The following is a 25782-nucleotide window of genomic DNA, read 5'->3' as shown; positions in this document are numbered from 1 at the left end:
GGGGTGCTATGAGTTATCCATCATTTTATTGTGATATGAATCGACCCTTCGATTTAATTTGTATGGGGCGTGTGGCAGTTGATCTTTATGCAGAACAAATTGGGGCGTCCTTGAGCGATGCTCAGACTTTTAGAAAATATTTGGGAGGGTGTGCGGGGAATATTGCTGTAGGCGCTGCACGCCTGGGGCTAAAGTGCATGATGTTTTCCTGCATTGGCCAGGACGAAATGGGACTTTTTTTAAAAAATGAACTGATACATGAAGGAGTCAATACTGATTTATTAGAGGAAACTAAGAATCATTTGACGGGATTGGTGTTATTAGGCATTAAACCACCCCATGAATTTCCTTTAATGTTTTATCGAACTGATTGCGCTGATATGCAACTTAAACCTCAGCAAATAAGCAAGGATAAATTACAACAGGCTAAAGCCATTTTAGTAACTGGAACCGGGTTATCTACAGAGTCCATGCTGCACACTACCAAAGAAGTGATCCAGCGCGCGCGGCAAGCTGAGACGGCAGTAATTCTGGATCTGGATTATCGACCTGTTCTTTGGGGATTGACCGCGGCTGGAGATGGGGAAACTCGCTACCAGTCGAGTCAGAAGGTAAGTGAAACCTATCAACAAATTTTGTCTTTTTGCGATTTAATCGTCGGCACGGAAGAGGAAATTTGTATTGCCGGAGGGGCTGATGAAGTCCAGCATGCGCTAAAAAAAATCAGGGAATTTACCCAGGCTCCTGTAGTGCTGAAGCGGGGCGAAAAAGGCTCGGAAGTGTATTTTTCGGGCACGCATCAGCCTTTATTAACCAAACCTTTCCCGGTGGAAGTTCTTAATGTCCTGGGGGCAGGCGATGGATTTATGGCGGGACTTTTATCGGCATTATTGCAAGGTAAATCCTGGGAAATTGCTACTGCTTATGCGAATGCCAGTGGTGCTTTGGTTGTTACACGCCATGGGTGCGCTCCCGCCATTCCCTATAAAGAAGAGTTGGACTATTTTATCCAGCATTTTGCTGAGGATCCGCAGATCTGGAAGAGTGCTTATTTAAACCAATTGCATCAAAAACAAGGGATGCACAATGCACCGCTTCTTATTAAAAAACCGCAAGGATTTGCCCCCGGACGCAATGCAATTGTCACGATGCACCCATCGTCCCACTGCGGTATGAATTTTAGCTCCCTTAAATTGGATGCGGGGCAAAAATACAGATTTAATGAGCAGTATGAATTTGCCGCCCTATTGATGACTGGAAAAGTGGTCTTTTATTATGAGCAACAAAGCGAATACGCAGAGCGCTACGATTATTTTTCTCAGGACCCTATCGTTTTGCATTGTCCCTCAGGTCAAAATGCTGCAGTGGAAGCCTTAAGCGATTGTGAAATTTTATTGATTGAAACAGAAAATCGAGCCTTTTTTGCTCCTTGTTTATTTCATCAAGCCACCCTTGTGGAGTTGGATAACCGAGGAAAAAATATTTTGGATGACAGCTCCTACCGTATTGTGAGGACGGTATTTGATAAACGCAACCGACCCGAGTCTAATCTGGTAGTTGGCGAGATTATCACCTTCCAGGGACGGTGGTCGAGTTACCCCTCTCATTATCATGAGCAACCGGAAATCTACCATTATCGTTTTTCTGAGCCTCAAGGTTATGCATTTGGCGAGAATGGAGAGGAGGTTTTGCGCATTGAAAATTATGATACCTATCAAATTGCCCCCGGACAAAGCCATGCTCATTGTACGGCACCAGGATATGCTCTTTATACCTTATGGTTTATACGTCATTTGGAAGACAATCCCTATGCTATGCCCACGTTCGTTAAAGAACATGAATGGACAAGAACAAGTAAAGCAAATAACAGGGTTTGGAAGATGAATCATAACAACGAAGGGACAGGTTCATGAAGATTAGATTAACTATGGCTCAAGCTTTGTTGCGTTTTTTAGCCAACCAATATGTAGTTATTGATGGGCAGGAACAGCGGTTTGTTGCTGGGCTATTTGGAATTTTCGGACATGGTAATGTGACTGGCCTGGGCGAAGCCCTCGAGTACGACAATTATGGATTGACTTACTATCAAGGGCATAATGAACAAGGAATGGCCCATGTAGCTACAGCATACGCAAAACAAAAAAATAGGCTAAGTATTTTTGCCTGTACCTCGTCTATAGGACCCGGGGCTACCAATATGATTACCGCTGCAGCTACGGCAACTACTAACAGAATTCCTTTATTGTTGCTGCCCGGCGATATATTCAGCTGCAGACAACCCGACCCTGTATTGCAGCAGCTGGAGGTGCCATATGACTATACACTCTCTGTGAATGATTGTTTTAAGCCGGTAAGTAAATATTGGGACAGGATTTCGCGTCCGGAGCAGTTGATGACTGCATGCCTTAATGCGATGCGGATCCTAACTGATCCGGTGGAAGTAGGTACGGTCACTTTATGTTTACCGCAAGATGTGCAATCGGAAGCCTATGATTATGACGAAACTTTTTTTAAAAAAAGGTTTTGGCATATTGATAGGGAGCCTATTAGCGAACGTGCTCTGGCTGAGGTGATTCCTGTTATTCTAAACGCCAAAAAACCACTGATTATTGCCGGGGGTGGGGTGCATTATTCATTGGCTACCGAGGTTTTAGCTCAATTTGCCAAACATCATAAAATCCCTGTTGCTGAAACACAGGCTGGAAAAAGTGCTTTGCCAGAGAGTCATCCTCTAAATGTGGGCGGGATAGGTGTCACCGGTTCTGAAGTTGCGAATGTACTTGCTGCCCAGGCAGATGTTATTTTAGTGATAGGTTCAAGACTGCAAGATTTTACTACAGCATCGAAATGGGGCTTTAAAAATGAAACCTGTCGTCTCATCCATCTTAATGTTTCCCGTTTTGATGCCCTCAAGATGAATGGTTTAATGCTAAAGGGTGATGCGAAAACAGGTTTGCAACAAATAGGGAAGGCATTGGGGAGCTACCAAACTTCTACAGACTATCAGCAATCAATTCAGCATTATCAGCATGAATGGAAACAGGAATTAAACCGTATTTGTTCCGAGACTCCTGCTGACAAGCAAGGTTTATCACAAATTAAAGTCCTAAGAATGTTAAACGAAATGGTCACTGAAGACGATGTGATTATCGGCGCCGCAGGCAGTTTGCCTGGTGATTTGCACCGTTTCTGGAAATCCAGAAAACCCAAAGACTACCATCTTGAATATGCTTACTCGTGCATGGGGTATGAAGTTGCCGCAGGCTTGGGGGTCAGATTGGCTAAAGACGACACTAAGGGGGAAGTTTACGTTTTAGTTGGTGATGGGAGTTTTTTGATGCTGCATTCAGAGTTACTTACCAGCATCCAAGAACATAAAAAAATGACCATAATATTGTTTGATAATCACGGTTTTCAATGTATCAGAAATCTGCAGGAAAACCATGGCAGCCAGGGTTTCGGCAATGAATTTCGCTATCGTGACGGTAAGACCAATAAACTGAGCGGTGAGTATTTACCAATTGATTTTTGTAAATATGCCGAGGGTTTGGGGGCGAAAACTTTTTTTGTGGATTCTTATGAGCAGTTGACTGTGGCCCTGAGTGCGGCAAAAAATGAACCCCATTCTTCAGTGATTGTATTACCCATACTGCCCAAAACGATGAGTTCTGGCTATCAAACCTGGTGGCGGGTAGGTGTTGCCGAGATCTCCAATTCAGATGAAGTGGCCAAAGCACATCAAGCCATGCGTGAGCAATTGAAGCAAGTTAGAGAATATTAAGGAATTATTTATGCATATCAAATTGGGAGTTGCTCCGATTAACTGGTGTAATGACGATGACCCTGAGTTAGGCAAAGAAATTAGCTTTGAACAATGCATCATGGAAATGGCAGAGGCCGGTTATATAGGAACCGAATTAGGTAATAAATACCCTCGGGAAGTTCCTCTTTTAAAAAAAGCGTTAGCTGCCCAGGGGTTACAGTTATCGAGTGCGTGGTTTAGCACTTTCTTTACTGAACCTGGGCAATATGAAAATACGTTGTCGCGGTTTATGGATCATCTCAGTTTTATGAGAGCGATGGGCGCATCCTTTATTAACGTATGTGAATGTGGGCATGCTATCCAAGGAACGACACGCCCTATTTTAAGTCCCTACAAACCTGAGTTTAGTAAGGAGCAGTGGGGTGCTTTGATCCAGGGGTTACATGCTCTGGGCCGCATTGCCCATGACTTTAATCTCCGCCTTGTATATCACTACCATGCAGGGACGGGGGTTTTTTATGAGCACGAAATCGATTATTTAATGGAGAATACCAGTCCACAATTGATCTCGTTATTACTGGATACAGGGCATGCCGCATTTGCTGATATTGATTCGCTGAATTTAATTCATAAATATCAGGAGCGCATTTTATATGTTCATTTAAAGGATATTCGTCCTGAAGTACTTGATAAAGTGAAGAAGGAACACATGAACTTTATGGATGCCGTGCGTGCAGGTGTCTTTACTGTTCCCGGCGATGGCTCCCTTGACTTTGAAACTGTGATTAAAGCCTTGCTAAAACATCAGTACTCTGGGTGGATGATTGTTGAGGCAGAACAGGATCCAGCAAAAGCCCCGCCCCTTCAATATGCTAAAAAAGCATTTGATTTTCTCCGCGAGTTCATTCAGTAATAAATGCTTTGTAACCCATGCATCAACGGGTTACAAAGCACTTCCTGCATCAGGAAATCTTTTCCCTGGATTTAGGCAACCATGAATAAATTCTTAACTATACTTATCCTTATAAGTAGAATAGATTTCTTTCATGCAGAAAGAACAGGCTTTTTTCATTCAAAAAACCTCTTTCTACTCGGCCATAGGTAAGTTTGTTTTATAGAGGCTTTCATGGGCTATTCATTATCAAGTATTTTGCAGGAAAAAGGTAATGGCGAAATCACATTTGATGTGACCATCGATAATAAAGAGGTTACCACATTGCCGGAGTACTTGCGCGTTTTGGATGGAGTCACCCATATATGCGATGAGGATACTCATTTATCCAAAGCATATATGCAAAAATTAACCACTGGTTTGTTGAAAAAATATCAGGAATATCTCCGTGAGACTCAGAGTGATTGGTACGGTAAATTCAACCCCCGCTTGTATGCTGTAGCAAAACAACTTGAGTCTTTCGCATTTTTGACAGGCGAACAAGAAGCTATCAAGGCCATTCTTGATGAATTTCCACTATTGAAGGAAATAAAGTGTAAATATGAAAGTTATGAGTCTCCACATAATTTTCTCCACCAACACAGTGAGGAGGGTAGTCCGTCCCCTCTTAAATTTAAAAATTTTGATCGTAATCTCCTTGCGTTACAAATGATGATTCGTGTGCTGGATCCTAGCTACATTAACCAACGTGAAGAACAAGTATGTGGCGTGAATGCCTTTGTACACAATATTGCTTTATTTAATCCTCTGAAATATGTGCGGATAATATCTGAATTGGCCACAAGAGGAGAATGTGATCTTAAAGAGTTTTCCGGTAAAGAAGGGCTTTTACGCATTAAAGTATCGGAAGAGGTGGCAAATAAAAAAAGCTCGGATGGAAGTGAAATTCACGATGTAGATCATGTCATTTTAAATGGGATCCGTTCTTCGGAAAATTCTATTGTCCGCTACAGTTCTGCAGGTGCGGAATTTGCTAAACAACTCTTTGGCGTTACCACCCATCATGAAGTAAATCGTTGGATGAAGCAGGCTGGATATTATCATGTGCAAAATATTCCTATCCATGAAAGAGAGGCAATAAAGCAATTGCAATTACTTATCCAGGATGGATATATGGTTGGTTTTGCGGGGACAGGAAGTCTTGCGGCCTATATTCTTGACCCCGAACAAGGAGCACCGGCAAGTAAAAATGTAGTACAACGCTTTATGGATGGCCATTTTTTTATAATTAGAGATATAAAATTTGACGAAGAAAAAGACATGGTTGATGTTCGGATCATGACTTGGGGGGAGGAAAAATCCGCTTCGATCCCCTTTGATGCATGGAAAAAAAATATTGGGCTTGTTGGAACGGCGGTGGTGGGCCAAGACCCTTATATGAGTTATATGTTTCGGGTAAAAGCACGACAAATGTATGATATACAACGGAGTACTTACTGTTCTCCGGAGGCATATTGCATCTTTGTAAGAAATATTATCGACCATTCCCCTCAGTACAAAGAAATTCATAAGCTACTCCGTCAAGTCTTTAACCATGAAAATGGACTGACCTGGCTGGATGCAGCCAAAGAAATACAAGACCGTATTGAGGAATTAAGAGCAAGGGAAGATGAAAAAGTACTGATGATACCCGAAAAAATTTCCATAATTCCTGCTCTGCCTCCCGAAATTAAAGCAAAGTTTGATCTGATTCATGAGATTTCTGAACGCACAAAAAAGATTAATGCACTGGAAGATTTGGGTATCCAGGATAATATTGAGGTTCAGCGCCAATTAATCCCTCTTTATGCGCAAGAAGGGCAATGGGAAAAGGTGCGAAACTTGTTTGCCGGGTTAAATAAGTTCAGCCAAACAGATAAGGAAATAATGTACGAGTGTCTGGATCAGGGTTGTCGTCTGGCTCTTTCTCTCGCGGTGGCTATTCCGGATGATATTCAGAAAATGGTAGATCCGAATCAAAAACTTGCTTTTAAAGCCAAGGAGTTAATTGATGCATTAAGTAAAGTGACAGGACTGCCTAAAGGGGGAAATTTTACCTACGGCCTTCGGGGTAGATTGCTCGAGTGTATCCGCAGCCGATACCAGGAGGAGCAAAGGGAAATGCCTTATTTGGATAATGTTATTTTATATAAAAAAGATATCTACAATTTAATCGCATTACTCAATAAAGAACTTCATATCCATGAGCCCTCGCACCGCATCATGAACCAAGAAAAAATAATACGATTTGGTAGCGCACTTGTTGAACATATTGAGAAAAAGGAACAAACCGAGGTTATAGATAATTTTCCAGACGCTAATTTGAAGCACAATCATAGCAAAACCTGGAAAAAAATATGTGAATTTTTTCTAAAAGTGGCATCTTATTTTGATCAAAATATAATTAACAAACGTATCGAAAAAAACAAAAACTTTAAAGAGGATTTGGGAGAAATTAAAGAGGATATCTATTTAAAGTATGAAGAGTCAGGCATGGCGTTAAAAAATGGATAATTCTTCAAGCATCCCTTCTTCGTTGAATAAAAACTCAGCTAAAGGGCGAATAGTTCAAAAAATCAATTCGCCGATGAGCATAGGCACAAGAATAATTAAGCTGTCAGTTTTTTCCCTGAGGTTCTTTTTTCAAATTCCTCAAGCAAATGGCTGATTTTTTCTCCCAACTGATTTGGTCCTTTTATCATTTCGGAGGCTTTATAAAATGCACAGTAAAAATAACCTGAATTTTCACGCTTTTGAACTTCCTTTTCTTTAGATTTCAGGCCCTCTAGCAGAATTTTTACAACACTTTGATAGTGCGTGTCGCCTTCGTTATTCGAATGTGAGTAAAGTTCTGCTGTTTCCTTGATGTGTTCGAAGATTATATTTTTCTTAGCATCAAAAATATCACGAGTCATTTTTTGGGTAGCAATGTCAAACTCTCTTTCCAGTATATATTCATATAAAATAAACGCAGAATAATAAAACCAGGGGGAATCTTTTTTATTGCTGAATAAAGATTTATCTTTGATATTAACAATCAAGGGCGGACTACTTTGCACCAGATTGCTCAACGCATTAATAAAACTGTTTAACCCAAAATTGAAACAGGTTTCATAAAGATCTGTTGTAAATGCAGTTTTATTTTCTTTATTAAATTCCGCCACGGCTTTACTTACTTTCTTCAATGTTGCGTCGATTGCCGCCAGAATTTTCTCGAAATAGGCTGCATAATCATCATCAGTCACTTCAGTTTCTTTGATGGTTTTTATTAAATCACGGGCAAAATTATTCCTTTTAACTATTAATTCAGCTTCCTTACCTGTATAGGTCTTTTCATCTACCTGCGTTTGATAGGCATCCAAAATTTTTTGGCAGTAAACGTTTGTAATATCTTTAAAAATGCACATAGTCCCTCTCGTTTAATCGCTAGAAAGTACCTAAAAATCACTTATTTTTCAGGACATATCCTTACTACTCTGCACAGCTATTTTTTAAAAAATACAATAAAGTTTTAAATTTAATAAAAAAATAAATTTTTTTATATGAGGTTTTTCAGAATGAGAACATTGGGCCTGCGTCCTCATCACAAAATAATTTACAGCATTCACTTCTAATGAATTTTCCATCCGGTGTATTCTGTAATTCAAAAGAGGAAATGTTTCAAAAGGGTTAAAATAATCAAGGTGCCTTAATATTAACTCATAGTAAGTCATACTAAAAGTAACAATTTGAGTTTATTTTCATCGGGATTTAAGAGGGTTAGCAGGACTAAAAACTTTTTACCTATCAGTGCGTAGATTTTCCCAATATCCAAAGGCTCTCAAAATGATAGAGTCCTTGTATAGCAGTTAATTTGGCTTTTTTTTTCTGCATCCTAATTTTTGCCGTCATAAGTCCACTTCAGAATGTTTGTTAAAAATACTGCAATCTTGGTAAATTTTTCGTATGCTTGCGTTTTTTGTCCACAGGAATGCTGGTTGCTAGCAGATAAAATCAATAGAAACGAGATTTTACCTGGTTATTCGCTGCCAATTAAGACAATTCATTTCCGGTAGTATTCCTAAGTGATTACCTTAACCCGAATTTTTAAGGAAATTTGTTATGCAAAACAACAGTGAGATTGAAAAAATGCTCGCGTTGGATAAGACTCAGATTCGCGAGTCGATTTTGATGTCTATGTTACAATCTGTGCGTGAAGATACAACCATAAGCCCTGCATTGAAACCCTTACTCGAAGTCCTGATAGCAAAGCATTGCCTTGATGCTTATCTGGATCAGAAAATAGCTTATGAACACGATGATGCGCCGGATATCCTCGGCTCGGGTCATAAACGCATCTACCCCGCGCCTGCTGCAATGAATAATTTGGCTCCCCCGGCGAATGCCCAGGATACACACTCATCTACTGTCACTCTTCGTCCTGCGAAATCTCGGGAAGACGCTAGAAAAATAGGTCTTGATTTGGGAAAAGTACAGGGAGATTTCGCCAAAGAAAAAGAATCCCCGGAAACATACTTTGTCGAAGGAAGCCCTCCAACTGATTCCCACCAGGGGGGCGAATTTAAAGCCGCCATAAACCAGGAGAAAACTCAGGTAAGGATTGAAGATATTGTTCATGTGCAATCCAATCCTCGAAAAAAAACTTCAGGCTCTAGCAAAAAAACTGAAGAAAAAAAAATACGGGATCCTTTGAAAGAGAAAGATTCGCCCAGGACAAAAGAATCTCCCAGAACTAAAACAGATGTGTATCCAATGTCTTTATCCCCTTTGCGCAAAAGTTCCCGAAGTCCAAGATGGTTGTTTCATGGGGGTGGTAGTGAGTCTCCCAAGCGAAGAAAAAACTCTTTTGATGGCAGAGGGGATTTTCTACCTGCTTCAAGCTTTAATGAGTTGCTGCCTATAGATAAAGAGGCATTGGAAAATTATCTCAATTTTTTAAAACCCTATTTAAAGCAAAAAAATAACGAGATCGAGATTGTGAACGATCCGGACAAACCCGGTTTGTACATTGTAGTAACCCCCCAGCGTGATAGAAATAAAAACGTGGAGTACTTACCCAAAACTGCGCTTTTAATTGATCAACACATAATTGAGGGCATAGGAGCTAATAAGGTTGTTAAAGGATATGATCTCCTCAATGGCACTCTTCTGGCTGTTAAAATCCTCAATAGCGGTGTGACAGACAAGACTCGCCAGGAGGAAATTGAAAACTTGCAAAAACGTGGTTGGTTTTACGGCTGTTATCAGCTTAGAGAATATGAATATGCATTAGCCATGAAATATATTCCTGGCGACACTCTTTTGCAAATCCTCTACGTAATTGACGATACGGTTCCCCATGATTCTATTTATGAACATAGTTGTATTCGGAGAAAAAACCTTAGTTATGAATTGCAGTATCAGATAATAATTAAATTGATGAAGGAAGTTTTAAAGCTTCACGAAAAATATCAGTTATTACATCGAGATTTGAAGCCTGCGAACATCAAAATATATTATAGGAATGGGGACTTAAAAGTACGTATCATTGACTTGGGTGATGCTGTTCCTGTAGGTTCTGAAAAAAGAGGGCTTTGTGGAAGCGATGGCTATACAGACCCTGAAATTAGCGGTCTTGAAGACACGCGCCCCTATAAAAAAGAACACGATATTTTTTCTTTGGGCGTTATTCTTGCAGAAATTCTTAGCAACAATAATTACCAACATGCGATTAGAGAACATAAAAAAAAGCATGTTAATGACATAGTAACCCCCAAAATAACTCCCAAACAAATACGAGCGCTATTAGCAGATGTTTTTATACCTGATGCTCTTTCAGAGCAACATGATAGTTATGAAGATCATCAAAAGAGTATGCATAATTTTATGCTTTTAGAGCTAAAAAAGTTATCTTTAAGGATGATAACTACGCGATTAAGCAACTCCTCTTTGAAGGATGAAATTGAACGAATTGAAGCTATAGCGCAAAATTGTGATAAATTTTCTAAAAAAATGAAAGCTTACTTTGATAACAAGGAGGATGTTGAACATTCATTAAATAAGATGAATAAAAAATTTAATGCAGGTTTATTTTTTCCTAAAAAGGAAATAAAGATTCATTCAATAGAAGAAGCAACAGAATGGTTTAAAAAACTTCATGCCGCGACGGAGGAAGAGGTATTTACTTTGTTCTTCTAGATTCTCGCACCAGGCCCTTATGTCATTAAGGGCTTCAGAATTTTAATAAGTTCCACAGAAATAAGAAGTTTAAAAACTTGCTTCCATCAATAAGCTCCTTTTTAGGAAAAAGTTTCTTATGAAGCTTTGATGTACAGGGTAAAATTCTAATTATTTTTAAGAGCCGAGTGAGTCGCACTTTGTTCTATAGCTTCAATAAAATTACTAAAAACTTTCAAATTGCGATGGGATAAACCTGACTCTTTTAGAAGCTCCTCCATTCTTTTTATTGAAGGTAGAATAGCCTCGAGTTCTTCCGAATCTATTTTTTCATCGGCAGCTATTCCCCTAGTGGTAACGGCAACAAACAGTTGAGCAATTTTAGGCGGAATAATCGCTAAAACCTGTTCCAAATCCCTTTCCTCATTTTCCATTTTCTCCCTCGAAACTGATTTTATAACTCGTTCCATTCTTCTTAATTGGAGAGGGGAAATAAATTGGCACATACTGATTATATCGGTAAAAGAGTAATGCATAAGTTTATACTTTTCGCATTGTAAAAGTTTCTCGAGAGCGAGATCATCTTTGCTGATATCATCAATTTCCTCCTGATTCTGAATATAAGTTTGGAGACGTTCCAGGTGCAAGAGATCATAACTGCGAGCTAATCCAATATAATAAAGATCGCGTATTGCTCGACTACCGGGTTCGGCGCTGATATGCCCGGTTCTTCTAAAAAAGCCATGTTCATTGCGAATTGAGTTTTCACACAAGACCGCACCTTCAATCGTCCAGTATTCTTCCGCTGCAGATCCATAACTATATAAGGAACTTGTCGGATAAAGGGCGTTCATAAGCGGATCATCCTGATAATTATTTCCTTGAAAAAAAAGGGAAAAATTATGTCTGGCTTTGCCTAAAAGATTGTGCATGGCATGAATTAATTCATGGCCCATTAAAACAAACGCGGGCCCAGAATCGGTTAGACCATTTCCCGTCGAGGCATAAGTTTCCAAATTCAAGGCAGAGATACTGTTGTTGTAGTTGAAATCTATACCTACGCGCACCCGTTGTGCTCCCCTTCCACGAATGGTTGCTTTTTTTAAAATGGTTTTAAAATCATCCTCAGGAGAGAAGGATTTACTGGTAAACTCTGGGGAAGCACTTGCTAAACCCTCTGCAGTCATGGAGCATTCAAAATTTTTGCTGGGTTTTAAAATTAATTGGGCATCCTTTGAAGCGAGTAAATAATTAAGTTTTACTATTAATTTTATGCCTGCAGGCCTTGAAACCAATTGCATCAAAAGTGAGGTGATATAATTTGTTTCTGCAGAATTAAGTGAATTATTCCTGGTAATATTTTCCAATAGTTGATAGAAGTTGGCGCGCACAATTTCTTTAGGTTCCTTCCCTTTTAATTCAGGCAAGATGATTTTATCATTTAAGTTAATTTTTTGTTCATCCTGGATATAAATCATTGAGCGTTCGCCCAATTTTTGGGTCAGATCATTATGGAGATTTTGCAGCTCCCTAAGCACATTTTTGATCCTTAATATTTTTTTAAAAAAATGGAAGTGCTCTTCTTTGGATGCTGCAGGGTTAAATTGGGAGTAGTGTTCTTCTATGGCCTCATATGCTGCATGCTGTAGTTGATCGAGTTGAGTAGCGTGTTGTATGAGCTTGTCCTCGCGTTCCGCAACAAATTTGCTTTGGGGCTGGATACCTAATTCGTTCAATTGTCTGGAAACAGCTGCAAAGCGCTCTTTCATGGTCAAAATACAAGCGGTGTCATTTTTATAGTATAGATGACTAAATTTTATACCGCTTTTTAATGAGTTTCAGAGGAGATGATTAAATAGAATAAGGAATTTCAAACCAGTATAAATAAGTTATATTTAATGTAATTTCTAGCTGACTTTTAATTTATTTAGGAGTGAAGGCCTATGCATCGTTTGTTTCTGGCATTACTACTGAGTTTCATTGGAACTGCATTCGCGGCACAAAAAACCGTAACCTGTTATCCTGAAGGCTTGGAAAATACCCTTTCCTTTGTTGTGCCTGATAAAATAGGTGCTGTACCAAAAATTGATTTTGACTATCCAGTGGAGGTCACACGCTTTAGTATGCGTGCGGACAATTTATTGTTAGTTGCCATGGATCAAGAAGAAAAAGACAGGCCGAGAATTTTTATCTCCGCGCAATTAAATAAAAAGAATCAACGCTACATTGGGCAATTTTTAACGGATTCGGGGGGAAATGAGTTGCAGCTTGATAATGGCCCCATTTTCTGCACAATAAAATAACCGCTGCATTTAAGCGCGCGCTTCAGCAGCGTGATTGCATCCAGGAACTTTAAAAAACTCCAGGAAGTATGTGTCTGCAGACGGACTTAGTTTTTTTCTTTTTGAAAGAGTGAACCTCTGGTTTCACGGGTAAAGCAGGCTTAAAGCTACTCTTCCATCGGCTTACTTCAAACACCAGCTTATTCACTGGCCGGCTGAAAATCTTTAAAAAATCGAAGCATCTCATAAAACACATAGGGTCCCGCGTCGCGATGATCAAGGGTGTCGCTCACTGATTGAATAAAAACGGCACTGCTGTATTTTTTAAATTGGTTATAAGCGATTTCCGCCCCATGGTAGGGGACGTCCTTATCTCCTTTTGTGCCCACCAGCAGTAAAGGGGCTGTTGGCCTATAATCATAATGGTTGAAATAGTTTTTTAATTTCTCTGTATCGCTCTCCAATGGATTCAAAATGGCATCAAAAAATGTTGCTTGAAAAATTAAAGCCGGATTTTGGGGGAGTGCATTAATTATTTCTTTCGTGGAGTGGCGTCCGTCAAATAATTCTGGAACCAGGACATTATAGGGGCTGACAAAAATTTGATCTAAATTAGCCCAATAGTTTTTGTAGGTTTGTAGTGAGTAAAAGAAATAAGCGAGATATGCCGTGGCTCTTGGTCCAGGGTTAAGCATAATAAATCTCATGGTCTCATCCCAATCATAAGGCGCAGAACCTAAGGCGACAGCGGTAAGGGGGATCTCGGGGTGGTGTGTTGCGAGCAATTCAAACAAGGCCAGGGATGAAAAACCACCTTCTGAGTAACCACCGATATAAAGTTGATCGTTTATTTTAATCTTAAGAATTTTTGCAAATTCTTTAGCAGCTAAAAGCATATCCATACTGCTGCTGGCAAGAGTTTCATATTGTACATAAGGGTGCAGGGGCAATTCATTATCCCCAAAACCAAGGTAATCGGGCATCACCGTAAGATAACCGCCATGGCTGGAAAACAAGGCAGGGTAAATAGCATCGCTTTCTTTCATCCTTGAAGGTGCATCCTCACGGTTAAACCGTGTTCCATGTTGGTAGCTCACAATTCCTATTTCAGCTGTTACCGCGGGTACTGCCAGCAAACCAGAAGCTGTAGTGATATGTCCATCTGGTGCAGGAGTCCTGTAGTTGATTTTATAAAGCGTCACCTCGTAATTTGCGTCAAGCACATCAAGTGGAGGCATTTTGTTTAATGCCGTTTGTGCCGTTTCTTTAGGGAATGTTCCGAGGTAAGTATAACTTATCAGCAGGTTCTGAGTTTTTTCTGGGGATTGGCTATAAGCATTAAGGCTTAGGAAGACAAAGAAAAACAGGGGAATTAATTTTTTAAAATTGTTCATTGCCATCTTCTTACCTTTAAGGGTTCAACCGGTCAGCTTATGTAAAATTTATTTAAATATCAATGTCTAATATTTAAAAAATAATTTGGATCTTTCTGATTACATAACGTTTCAATTTATTTCGGTAGTACTATGGTTAACCCGTAGACTTCTATTTGAATTCTGTTAACCTATAGCAGCAGAAAATATTCTGCTTTTAAGTTTATTTGTAATTTAGTTAATGGAGTCAACGTGATTATTTTAAAAAGGAAATTTCTTTGCAGCTTGCTACTTGTTAACAGCACCCTGACTTTTGCTGGTACTTTAGGCAGTAGTCAAGATCTTACAAAAGGTTTTTTCGTTACTGGTGCACCTATATATGGCTCTTTAAGTGATGAAGGAATTAATAAAACTTTATATGCCGAAACAATTTTTGCAGATGGGAGTACGAATTCCCACCAAATAAATCTTGATTCGCGTTGGGGGTTTCTAGTGGGCGTAGGCTATAAATTTGGTCCCCAAATGGATCATGATGTGACGCTAACCTATACCAACCTGAAAAATAAAGGATTTAATGAAATTGGAAATACTGGCACAAATGGTGTGATAGTAAACCGTTTGAGTCAAATTGCCCAGACCAATCCTTTTTTTAATCCAACCGATCCAATTATTCCTGGTGGCCAGCAAATTCGTGATGCCACTGCTGCGGTCAGTTCCCATTATGATTTCCAAACAGTAGAATTATTGACTCATCGCTTTTTTCAAAGCACTTTTTTGAATAATGTACATTTTTCCCGTTATTACGGTATTAAAGCTTCTGAATTTAAAAAAGGTTTTTCTGCTGATTACGAAGGAACCATGGCCTATGTTGATGTGGAATTTAATCCACTGGAAGCTCCATTAGACGACCAGATTGATTATTCAGCAAAATATTTCGGAATTGGTCCACAAATAGGTATGGGTGCCACCTGGAGTCTTAATCGCTATATTAGTCTTGTTGGTGATGTATCTGCAGCACTTCTGGGTGGTTCATACAGTTCTAAATGGGATGAGGATTTGAATACCACAGGGATTATTCCAAACTACCCCGGTATCGTATCCACAACCCATTACAGTTATGAGCAAGCCACGCCAACCACTCTTTGGGCATCCGTTGTAGTGGGTTCAAATTTGGCGATCGCAGCACAGATTCCTTTTCATAATGGCAGCAGTTTTGGTATCAAGGGCGGTATTAATACTGAGCAGTATTGGTCCCACGTCAATGCTGATGCGATCCGCAGCAGCGGTACCCAAAATACACTGGTCATTGCTCAAAGATTTGCTGTTCGCGATGTGTTCATAAAAATGAGCTATATGTGTTAGTGGTTAATCAGTAATACCTTTAAGGTCTGTTGTATTGATTTTAGTTGTGGAGGTAAACATGCTGGTGAGTCAATTAGACCATTTAGCAAATAATCTAATACCCACTCCGAATCAAATTCATCCAACAGCTTTGATCGCTCCCGGAGCTAAAATTGGCCCTAATGTTTCCATAGGGCCTTATTCTATTATTGGTGAAAACGTTAGAATTGCTCAAGGAACATCAATCGCTTCACATGTAACTATTGAAGGTTGGACTGAAATTGGGGAGCGTAACCAGATTGGGACCGGGTCAATTATTGGCGGCATCCCTCAGGATCTCAAGTTTAATGGGGAAATCAGCAAGGTATTCATCGGTGATGATAATATTATTCGGGAATACGTCACCATAAATCGTGGAACACGAGGCGGGGGCGGTAAGACCTGTATCGGCAATCATAATGTTCTCATGATTTCAGCCCATGTAGGCCATGACGTACTCATCGGCAATCATAACGTTATTTCCAATGCCGTAGCTATAGGCGGTCATGTCATTATCGAGGATTGGGTTACTGTAGGTGCTTTATGTGGCTTGCATCAGTTTATTCAATTAGGCCGCATGTCCATGATAGGCGCTTTGAGTTTAATTACTAAAGATGTTTGTCCTTATACCTTAGTAACAGGTAATCCGGCAAAATTATATGGTATTAATATGGAACGTTTGCGCCGGCTTGAATATTCTCCGGAAGCAAAAAGTTGCATTAAACGTGCCTATAAAACCCTATTTCAAAAAGGAGCAAGTATTGCTGATGCGATAGAGCAGGTACAGAATGATTTTGCGGATAATGCGGATGTTGCCTGCATAGTGCGCTTCCTAAAAGGGTCAACCCGCGGATTTTACCGTTATTAATGGAAGGTATAAATTGTGTCGATTCGATTTTCAACCCCCCAAGGCCCTTTTAGTTTAGCGCATTTAGCTGAGTGTTCCGGGGCATCTCTGCAGCATCCGGAGGGAGCCACATATCTTGTTTCTGATGTTGCACCGCTTGCGAAGGCCCAAAAACATCAGTTATCCATGTTGCATGAGAAAAGATATCTTAAAGCACTTAAATCCTCACAGGCTGGAGCATGCATTGTTTCGCCCAATTACGCCCAATATGCTCCCAGGCACATGCATCTGCTGGTTCATAGTAATCCCTATAAAGCATACGCTCTTATTGCGCAAGTATTCTATCCTCCAGATGCTGTTAAACCCTTTATTGCTTCCTCTGCGTTTATAGCTGTGAGTGCGGTAGTTGGTGCAGGTTGTCACATAGCGCATGGCGCCTATATAGGTGAAGGCGTGCGGATAGGAGCGCGGTGCAAAATAGGCGTGAATACTTTTATCGGAGATAGGGTAGTTATTGGGGATGATTGCTGCATTGAAAATAATGTCAGCATCAGTCATACGGTTATGGGAAACAAGGTATTAATCTATCCTGGGGCTCGTATTGGTCAGGATGGGTTCGGCTTTGCCGGAGACGAGCACGGTTATTATAAAATACCCCAGGCAGGCGGGGTGATAATAGGAAATAATGTCGAAATTGGTGCCAATACATGTATTGATCGAGGTTCCATGGATAATACTGAAATTGGGGACTGGTGCCGTTTGGATAATCAAATCCAGATTGGCCACAATGTAAAAATAGGTAAGGGGTCGATACTTTGTGGCCAAGTCGGTATTGCTGGCAGCAGTCAGCTTGGTGAATATGTTACCTTGGCCGGTAAAGTGGGAATCAGCGGCCACTTAACTATTGGCGAGCGTGCTACGGTTTTGGTGGGTTCGACTGCAGTCCAAGATGTGCCTGCGGGAGCCAGAGTGGGAGGATATCCTGCCTTACCTGATCGGGAATGGCATCGACAAACCCATTTTTTAAAGAAACGGATCAAGAACGACACGATTCCAGAAGCTGAGAAATAGCCAAGGCTGCTTGTTGATTTGCGTTTTGCCTTAAATGCCGATGGATGGATGCAAACTGTGTCTTAAGAGCTTCGCTGGCAGCTGATTGAAAAAGCTGTAGGATTTTATGTGCAATCGGTTGGACCAATGCTTCGGATTGAATAAACTCAGGTATTAATTGTTGATTGGCTAAAATATTAGGTAAGGAGATGTAGGGAATTTTTAGTTGAGGTGCGATAATCGCGTGATTCAGGGCACTCCATTTAAAAGCAACCACCATAGGGCGTTTTAATAACATGGCCTCCAGTGTGGCCGTTCCTGATTTAACCAAAGCAAAATCCGCAGCAATTAATGCCTCGCGGGATTGTCCATCGAGAATTTTAAGCTTTAAATTATACCCTTTTTTCTGTATCTGCTCGCTAAAAAGTGCTTTTAGATTGGCATTGGCTGTTGGCACGACAAACTGAAGTTCGGGCATGTGTTTGTTGAGTTCGTGCATTACATCAATAAACAGGGGGCCCATATATTTTATTTCACTCGCCCTGCTCCCGGGCAAAACACTTATTATTTTATCTTGGGGTAAAAAACCAAGTTGTTTCCTGACGGGCTCTGCCTCTATGTTTAATTCAATTTGATCCGCCAGAGGATGGCCTATATAGCGTACGGGCACATCATATTTTTTATATAAATTTTCTTCAAAAGGAAATAAAGTAAGCATTAAATCAACTGCTTCCTTGATATAGAAAACTCTTTTTTGGCGCCAGGCCCAGATTTTAGGGCTGACTAAATGCACTGTTTTAATTCCCAATTTCTTCAGGCGTAACTCCAAGGACAAATTAAAATAGGGATAATCAATGCCAATAAATACATCAGGAGGATTTTTTTTCCATTCCTTGTTAAGCATTTTTCGAATTTGCAATAATTTGGGGTAATGAAGCAGGGTATCACTAATCCCCATTACTGATAGCCGCTGTATGTTGATTAGGGAGTTAAAACCTTCGCGTATCATCTCGGGGCCGCCAATACCCATCCATTCAATCAAAGGCAGATGCTTTTTTAGCTCGCGTATTAATCCTGCCCCTAATAAGTCGCCCGACGCCTCTCCTGCGACGATTGCAATACGAGTTGGAGTTTTACTTGTCTCCATATGTATCAATACCTGGTATTTTAATGCGCTGATATTACTTAACTGGAATGCAAAAGCCAAATATTATTTTACTTTCCAAATCACCGCAGGTAGACTGCACAAACAAATTTGCTGCTTGTTTCAATCCATTAGATTGGGATGTTAAATGCTCGAGTTGAAACGCAATTTTAATGTTCTTCCAGTGAGTTGGGCTGGATGGTTTATTTACTTCCTGATGCCGGCAAAGTACAGCATTGCTCAGCAAAATATTGACCGGGTATTCAATAATCTTCTTTCCTCTTACGAAAAAAAACGTCTTGCAGTTGCTTATTACTCGCATATTGTTCTTTGTTTTAAAGAACTGTTTTTCTTGAATTTCCTAAGTAAAAAGTTACTGCAAAAAAGGGTTAAAATTCTGGGGGGCGAACATCTCTACAGTGCATTGCAAAAAGGAAAAGGCGCTCTTGTTTTAACCGGTCACTTGGGTAATTGGGAGTTTGCCCCGCTGTTTTTCCCGAAGCTGGTTAAAAAAGGAGGAGCTGATTTTTATTGTGTACGCAAATTATTGAGAATTCAATTTCTGAACTCTATTTTTTGGGGACGATTTGAGAAGGCAGGCTTTAAGATAATAAACAAAAACAATGCGCTGGCAGAGTCCCGTTTCGCATTAAAAAGTAAGGATGTTGTTTTCTTTCCTTTTGATTTGAGACCACCTTGTCACAGTCGCTCCAGTTTAAGAACAAATTTTCTGGGGCAATCAAGTAAGACTTATGCAAGCCTTGCCCATTTAGCTTATCGACTGAATTGTCCCGTTTTGTCTGTAAGCTTTTATCGATTAAACAAAAAACAACACATCATAGAATTTTATCCTGAAATCCCCGCTGATCCCTTGAAAGACAAAAAACAGGCCTATCTGGAAAATACAGAAAAGTACAATAAACGCCTGGAGGAGATGCTTCTTGCTCATCCTGAACAATGGTTGTGGTCTTATAAACGATGGTAAGAGGAGCAGGGATGGGTGAGTTGAGGTCTCAATTTAGGGTGAGTTTAGCAGGATTTCTTTTTTATCATCTCGTCCCCCTTCGCAGACCCATTGTTTTGGCTAATATCGATCGGGTTTTTAAAAATGAGCTTTCCACAAAAGAAAAAAAACGCTTGGCCAAAGCTTATTATTCCCATGTAGCTACTTTGATAAAAGAATTACTTTTTATGAACTGGTTGGCAAAGCGCCCAGAGCATTGGGTTGAGATTAGGGGCGTTGAGCATCTGTTGGCAGCTAAAAAACAGGGACGTGGATGTTTTGTGCTTACGGGGCATTTAGGTAATTGGGAGTTAGCTGTTCATTTAGTGAATGACCGCCTGCAGCCATTGCTTGGTTCAATTTATGCGACTAGAAAGGCTATCCGTGTAAAATGGCTTGAGCGCTTCGCATTTAATCTGGGTGAACGTTATGGAGTGCAAAGAATTGATAAAACTGGAGCCCCGTTAAAAATAGTTAAGGCGTTAAAAAATAAAGAAACGATTTTCTTTGTCATGGATCAGCATGCGGAGCTTAAAAACAAAGAGGGGATTGCCGTAAATTTCTTTAATACCAAAGCGGGTACTTATAGAAGTCTGGCTTTTTTTGCAAATAAATTTCAAACTCCAGTTGTCCCTGCAGCATGTTATCGTCAACCTTCTGGTAAACATGTGGTCGAGTTTCATCCAGCATTGCCTTGGGAGACAAATCCTGATGAAGAGCAGGCTATTTACAATAATACCTTAAACTATAATCAAAAATTGGAACAACTAATTCTCGAACACCCGGAGCAATGGTGGTGGGCGCATCGTAGGTGGAAACTGTAAAAATTGTCATTTCATCCTGTTTCTCGATTTGAGTTTTAATAAGATTAAAAATGAAAATATTGGTGTTACAACATAAAAAAATTGGGGATGTCCTGCTTAGCAGCATCATTTGTAATAATTTAAGAAATTTAATCCCGCATGCTGAAATTCATTATTTAATTAACAAGGAGGCTTTTCCTGTAGTACAAGGAAATCCGAGCATTGACCGGGTGATTACCCTTAATCCGGAGCATAGGGCAAGTGCACGCACCTTTATCAAGCTCATCTTGCAAATCAGGCGTGAGCACTATGATGTGGTAATTGATGCGTACACCAAGTTGGAGAGCTGGTTAATCGTTATGTTTTGCGCAGCCAAGAGAAGAATATCCTATAAGAAAAAATATCGAACCTTTCTGTATACCGATAATCTTTCCCGGGAAGCTGTAAAGGTGACCCAACATGGCCGCATCATCGATTTAAAATTGCTTTTAATTCAACCTTTTTTAAACGGGACTTTACTGGAACGCCATCCGCAAATCCATCTTGCTGAGGAGGAAAAACTTCAAGCAGCTGTTCTCTTTAAAACCTATCGCATTCCTAACAGGAAAAACCTCATGCTCAATGTTATTGGAAGTTGTCCTCTAAAAACATATCCTCTGGAGTACATGGCAACCTTAATTAATGAAATAACGGCTCGGGTGGATGTAAATATTTTATTTAATTTTTTACCCCATCAAAAAGAGGACGCCCAAAAACTATATACATTATGTAATCCACTTGCTCGAAAAAATATTTTCCTTGAGCTAGCCAATTATGACCTGAGAATGTTTATTGCCATAATGAGCCAATGTGATGCCATAATCGGTAACGAAGGCGGAGCAATACATATTGCCAAAGCGTTTAACAAACCTTCATTTACAATTTTTTCTCCCTGGATAACCAAACAGGAGTGGTCCACTTTTGAAGATGGGGTGCATCATGTTGCCGTGCATCTTTCTGATTTTAAGACTGATTTATATGAAAACACCCCTGAGACGGAATTTAAGGAAAAGGCGCTTGAATTGTTTAGAGAGCTCAAACCCGAGTTTATTTTACCCAAACTCAATATTTATTTAACCCGGCACTTTGGGGGAGAAATGCCGTAATTTTTGCTAAAGATAAATGAGTCTACCTATTTTTAACAGCACCCATTAAAGTGGAGCGAAGCTATTCTCTAAAAGGAACTTATTATGAAAAAAACCGTATGGATATCGGGATTTGCGCGTTCATTTATCTCCGGGCAACCTATTGCAGATGCAACAATTACTGTGCTTGAAAATCCACAGTTAAAATTTAAGACTGATTCTGCCGGAAAATTTGGTCCTTTTGAATGGCCTGTGGGCGAACCGATTACTTTGGTTTTTGAGAAACCGGGCTCTTTTTGGACCGGGTATAAAACAACGCAAACAGCAACAGTCATCGTTCCTCCTCAGGGAATAAACGATGCGAATTTTCTAAAGAATATTTCTTTCCAGGTTCCTTCAAATATGGCTTATAAATTTCTTTCATTTGCCATGGGGGAAAGTGAGAATCCGGAAGCCTGTCAGATTGCTGCAACCGTGACACCACCCAATACTACCCTGGATGATATTCCCCAAGGTGTGGAAGGAGTTACAGTGAGCCTATCACCTAAAGTCAATGTAAGAACCTATTATTTCGGGATTTTCCCAATTATCCACAAAACAAATCCTTTTATACGAAATTTAAAATCGACTTCACTAGATGGGGGAGTGGCATTTATTAATGTACCGCCAGGGGAGTACACTATGGAAGCAAAAAAAGATGATATTTCTTTTTCAAAGGTATCAATCAAAGCCCGGAAAGGAATGATTGTGAATGCAAGTCCTCCCCTGGGCCCGACGATGTTGGCGGATGCCAAGCTGGGAAGCTGGCCTCCAATGATCCCGCAACCCAAAAAGAATGAAGAGGAAAGAAAATTGAATCACTTCGGGTTTTTCAAGCCTGCCTTAGCATTGGGGGTCACAGTAGCTGTTGGAGCTATTGCTGCAACCGTATGTAGAACGGATTCGTTGCCCTGACAGAATGAAAGCTTGTCTATAATTAAAGAATATCTATTTATTCCGGAGTTTTAAAATAGAAGATAAAATTGATATGACGCCATGAGGATTTGTTTCAACAAATTATTGCAAAACAACAGGATCGCAAATCCATAGCTCAAGGTTCGCAGCATAATGGATGAGTACTTAATAAGCAGGATGGGAAAGGAGTAAATGAATATGAGTTCGGCACTGGAAAACACGGTGAGGAGGGTTTTTAATGAAATGTGGAACCAACAAAATGCTGCTTTGGCGGATGAGCTCTTTGCTGCAAATACTTTAATCCATTTTAGTTATGAGCAAGCTGCAAATTTGCAGAATTTTAAAGAAGCGCTGCTGCAATGGTATAAAGCCTTTCCCGATCTGATGCACTATATCGATGATCTGCTCGTCAGCGGGGATAAAGTGATAACGCGTTGGCATGGTCACGGAACTCATCGCCATGAATTTTCAGGGATTCCTGCAACCGGGATACCCGTATTTTATAGTGGCATTACCATTTTTCGACTGGATAATAATCATCAAATAAGTGAAGCTTGGGTATATAGTGATTTGAATGAAATGATGACGAAGATGCAACAAGCGCAAAACCAGCAGGCCTAACTATGGAACACGCCAATACACAGCGTTATGAGAAGGCAAAAAAATTCCTTCCTCAGAATATTATGGGTTTAATTAAAAACCTGCAACCGACCATCGCATGGTCGCCTGATGAACAACTTATTTGCTATCGGCATGATGTTGCTGAAGGTTATGAATATCTTGTTTTTGATCTGCGCAGCAAAAAGAAGGAGCTTGCTTTTGACCATTCATTTCTGGCCCAAAAAATCGCGGAACACCTGAATAAGGAGGTAAATGCTTCGAGCTTACCTGTAGAGACAATTACTTTTTTAAACGACCATCTCTTGCAACTTCATATCGGAGAATTTATTTTTCAATACGATAGATCCTCGCAAAAGGTACTTATCCAGGATAAAGCCAAGCCGGTTGCCATGACCCATTGCCCGACAATTAAGGAAATTTGGGGATTTGTCCCCACCCTGCTTTTGTCCAGAATACGCTCCCCTGATGAACGCTGGGATATTTATACTAAAGACTATAATTTATATCTTCTTTCGTTGGAGGAGCAAAAAGAGTATCAACTTACTGCCGATGGCAGTCGAACTCATCCATACGCTACCTCCCCGGATACCAATTTAACGTCCCTAACCTTGCGGCGCATGCAAACAATACTTCCGCCAATGGCTCTCTGGTCTCCTGACTCACAAAAGCTAGTAACATTCCAATGCAATCAGGAACACGTTGAAAAATTGGCTTTGCTGCAACATGTTCCTGAGGACGGTTCGTTGCGACCGCAGGTTTTTGAAGCGCATGTGCCTTTGGTAGGGGATGAAATCATTCCGGAAATCCAATTATGCTTGCTTGATGTTTCAGAAAGGAAATTGCGACAAATTGACATGCCTCCCCTGATGCCGGCATTGGTCGGCTCTCCAATTGAAGCAGGTTATGTTTGGTGGAGTGAGGACAGCAAAAAAATCTTTTTTATAAAAGAAGAACGAGGAAATCATCAACTCTCTCTTTGTGAGCTGGACATTGCTCGCGAACAACAGCGAGTTATTTTAACTGAAAAGTCTCACACGTTTGTCGAACCAAGCCAACTTATCCTTTGGGAGAATTACACCCGGATACTTCAGGATACGAATGAATTTATTTGGATGTCTGCTCATAACGGATGGCCTCATCTTTATTTGCATGATTTACAGACTGGAGCATTGAAAAATCCCATAACCAAAGGGGAATGGACTGTACGCAAGGTATTCCATGTTGATACCGCCAATAGGTGGATTTATTTGCTGGGAAATGGGAAAGAACCTGATGCGGATCCTTATTTTCGTTATTTATACCGTGCACGCCTTGATGGAAGTGAAGTGCAATTGCTCACCCCGGAGACAGCAGAACACACCATTGTTTACTCTCCCTCTCAGGAATATTTCATCGATTATTATTCGACTATGGATTCCCTGCCCACCACAAAGTTACGTGCTACAGATGGGCAAGAGATTGCGACCCTTGAACAAGCTGATTTTTCCCAATTATTTGGCTTGGGATATAAATTCCCCCAGCCTTTTTGCTGCAAAGCCGCCGACGGAGAAACTGATATTTATGGGCTTATGTATTTCCCTACTGATTTCGATCCGCAGAAAAAATATCCCCTCATTGATGATATTTACCCTGGACCCCAGTTGACCCGAGTACCTAAAAGCTACTGTTTTGATCTTCCGGAATACGTATATGGGTGCTGGTCGGCACAAAGTTTAGCGGAGTTAGGTTTTATCGTCATTAATGTGGATGGGCGTGGCACGCCGTTTCGCTCTAAAAAGTTTCATGAATACTCCTATCAGCATTTGGAAACGGCTGGAGGATTGGAAGATCATATGGCGGCCATTAGATATTTAGCCCGGCAGTATTCTTATATCGACATGGAGCGAATAGGAATTATAGGACAATCAGCTGGAGGATATGCCGCAACCCGGGCGCTATTGGCTTATCCTGATTTCTTTAAGGTAGGGGTTTGTGTTTCAGGTCTACAGGATTTACGCAGCTATTTGGCATTTTGGGGTGAACGCTATCAGGGGATGCCCGATGAGGTAGATTATTCCGCGCAATCAAATTATCCGTTAGTCAATACGCTTAAAGGGAACTTGTTTCTAATCCACGGGGAGTTGGATGATAATGTTCACCCCGCTAATCTGTTACAATTAGCAGAGGCCCTGATCAAAGCAGATAAAGACTTTGATATGCTTATCGTTCCTAATGCAAACCATTCCCTTTATTTTACTAGCACTTATGTTTGGCGTAGGATTTGGGATTATTTTATTTTGCATTTGAACAAATAACCGGGGGCAATTAAGATTCCTTGAAGAAAGATCAACCCGCTGCCATAATAAATTTAA

At 40.3% G+C, this 25782-nt stretch carries 19 protein-coding genes; 15 read left to right on the top strand and 4 right to left on the bottom strand.

Translation table 11 applies throughout. The annotated features are described in order from the left end of the window. Positions 1-8 precede the first annotated feature (8 nt). The 4 genes from iolC (at position 9) to KYQ_RS15205 (ending at position 7208) form a co-directional block, all read left to right on the top strand. Positions 9-1913 carry a 5-dehydro-2-deoxygluconokinase gene (iolC, locus tag KYQ_RS15220; protein ID WP_010654993.1) on the top strand — a complete coding sequence of 635 codons (1905 nt, stop codon included), beginning with the start codon at positions 9-11 and terminating at the stop codon, positions 1911-1913. Then, entirely contained in the window at positions 1910-3781 is a 1872-nt protein-coding gene (gene iolD, locus KYQ_RS15215; RefSeq protein WP_010654992.1) for a 3D-(3,5/4)-trihydroxycyclohexane-1,2-dione acylhydrolase (decyclizing), read from the top strand. The genes iolC and iolD overlap by 4 nt, the downstream gene beginning before the upstream one ends. Before the next feature lie 10 nt (positions 3782-3791). Beyond that, positions 3792-4676 carry a myo-inosose-2 dehydratase gene (gene iolE, locus KYQ_RS15210; protein ID WP_019350250.1) on the top strand — a complete coding sequence of 295 codons (885 nt, stop codon included), beginning with the start codon at positions 3792-3794 and terminating at the stop codon, positions 4674-4676. Positions 4677-4889: 213 nt separating this feature from the next. After that, positions 4890-7208: a hypothetical protein gene (locus KYQ_RS15205; protein WP_010654990.1), complete on the top strand. Its 2319-nt coding sequence runs from the start codon at positions 4890-4892 to the stop codon at positions 7206-7208. Positions 7209-7303: 95 nt separating this feature from the next. On the opposite strand, the gene KYQ_RS15200 is transcribed toward KYQ_RS15205, so the two are convergent. Beyond that, a complete protein-coding gene (locus KYQ_RS15200; RefSeq protein WP_010654989.1) occupies positions 7304-8101 on the bottom strand; it encodes a hypothetical protein in 798 nt (265 codons plus the stop codon). 694 nt (positions 8102-8795) lie between these two features. Between KYQ_RS15200 and KYQ_RS15190 the strand changes: the two genes are divergently transcribed. Then, positions 8796-10871 (top strand): protein kinase domain-containing protein, encoded by a 2076-nt coding sequence (locus KYQ_RS15190; RefSeq protein WP_010654988.1) that lies wholly within the window; start codon positions 8796-8798, stop codon positions 10869-10871. Between the two features lie 146 nt (positions 10872-11017). Here KYQ_RS15190 and KYQ_RS15185 read toward each other — a convergent pair whose 3' ends face one another. Then, the gene (locus KYQ_RS15185) at positions 11018-12619 is read right to left on the bottom strand and encodes a hypothetical protein (protein ID WP_010654987.1); all 1602 of its coding nucleotides are present in this window, start codon (positions 12617-12619) and stop codon (positions 11018-11020) included. Positions 12620-12793: 174 nt separating this feature from the next. Here KYQ_RS15185 and KYQ_RS15180 point away from each other — a divergent pair, with 174 nt between their 5' ends. Next, positions 12794-13153, top strand: a complete 360-nt coding sequence (locus tag KYQ_RS15180) for a hypothetical protein (RefSeq protein ID WP_010654986.1) — start codon at positions 12794-12796, stop codon at positions 13151-13153. A 179-nt stretch (positions 13154-13332) separates the two neighbouring features. On the opposite strand, the gene KYQ_RS15175 is transcribed toward KYQ_RS15180, so the two are convergent. Beyond that, complete coding sequence (locus tag KYQ_RS15175; RefSeq protein ID WP_010654985.1) at positions 13333-14532, bottom strand: alpha/beta hydrolase; 1200 nt, start codon at positions 14530-14532, stop codon at positions 13333-13335. 225 nt (positions 14533-14757) lie between these two features. Here KYQ_RS15175 and KYQ_RS15170 point away from each other — a divergent pair, with 225 nt between their 5' ends. Genes KYQ_RS15170 through lpxD form a run of 3 tightly spaced genes read left to right on the top strand, consistent with a single transcriptional unit; the run spans position 14758 to position 17803 of the window. Then, a complete protein-coding gene (locus tag KYQ_RS15170) occupies positions 14758-15867 on the top strand; it encodes an Lpg1974 family pore-forming outer membrane protein (RefSeq protein WP_010654984.1) in 1110 nt (369 codons plus the stop codon). Positions 15868-15925: 58 nt separating this feature from the next. Beyond that, positions 15926-16753: an acyl-ACP--UDP-N-acetylglucosamine O-acyltransferase gene (lpxA, locus tag KYQ_RS15165; RefSeq protein WP_010654983.1), complete on the top strand. Its 828-nt coding sequence runs from the start codon at positions 15926-15928 to the stop codon at positions 16751-16753. 12 nt (positions 16754-16765) lie between these two features. Next, a complete protein-coding gene (gene lpxD / locus KYQ_RS15160; protein ID WP_029489069.1) occupies positions 16766-17803 on the top strand; it encodes a UDP-3-O-(3-hydroxymyristoyl)glucosamine N-acyltransferase in 1038 nt (345 codons plus the stop codon). On the opposite strand, the gene lpxB is transcribed toward lpxD, so the two are convergent. Continuing rightward, positions 17769-18929 carry a lipid-A-disaccharide synthase gene (gene lpxB / locus KYQ_RS15155; protein WP_019350248.1) on the bottom strand — a complete coding sequence of 387 codons (1161 nt, stop codon included), beginning with the start codon at positions 18927-18929 and terminating at the stop codon, positions 17769-17771. The two genes, lpxD and lpxB, sit on opposite strands and share 35 nt — an antisense overlap. 145 nt (positions 18930-19074) lie before the next feature. Between lpxB and KYQ_RS15150 the strand changes: the two genes are divergently transcribed. The 6 genes from KYQ_RS15150 (at position 19075) to KYQ_RS15125 (ending at position 25725) form a co-directional block, all read left to right on the top strand. After that, complete coding sequence (locus tag KYQ_RS15150; protein ID WP_010654980.1) at positions 19075-19911, top strand: lysophospholipid acyltransferase family protein; 837 nt, start codon at positions 19075-19077, stop codon at positions 19909-19911. A gap of 11 nt (positions 19912-19922) precedes the next feature. Then, complete coding sequence (locus KYQ_RS15145) at positions 19923-20753, top strand: lysophospholipid acyltransferase family protein (RefSeq protein WP_010654979.1); 831 nt, start codon at positions 19923-19925, stop codon at positions 20751-20753. 50 nt (positions 20754-20803) lie between these two features. Further along, complete coding sequence (locus tag KYQ_RS15140; RefSeq protein WP_010654978.1) at positions 20804-21877, top strand: glycosyltransferase family 9 protein; 1074 nt, start codon at positions 20804-20806, stop codon at positions 21875-21877. A gap of 84 nt (positions 21878-21961) precedes the next feature. After that, the gene (locus KYQ_RS15135) at positions 21962-22810 is read left to right on the top strand and encodes a carboxypeptidase-like regulatory domain-containing protein (protein WP_010654977.1); all 849 of its coding nucleotides are present in this window, start codon (positions 21962-21964) and stop codon (positions 22808-22810) included. Positions 22811-23002: 192 nt separating this feature from the next. Then, a complete protein-coding gene (locus KYQ_RS15130; RefSeq protein WP_231294567.1) occupies positions 23003-23431 on the top strand; it encodes an ester cyclase in 429 nt (142 codons plus the stop codon). Between the two features lie 2 nt (positions 23432-23433). Continuing rightward, positions 23434-25725, top strand: a complete 2292-nt coding sequence (locus KYQ_RS15125) for a S9 family peptidase (RefSeq protein ID WP_010654975.1) — start codon at positions 23434-23436, stop codon at positions 25723-25725. The last annotated feature ends 57 nt before the right edge of the window (positions 25726-25782 follow it).

Origin of the sequence: Fluoribacter dumoffii NY 23 (assembly GCF_000236165.1) — a bacterium.
GTDB lineage: Bacteria > Pseudomonadota > Gammaproteobacteria > Legionellales > Legionellaceae > Legionella > Legionella dumoffii.
Note: the sequence above shows the minus strand (reverse complement) of the source record. Positions and strands in the feature narration are given on the sequence as shown.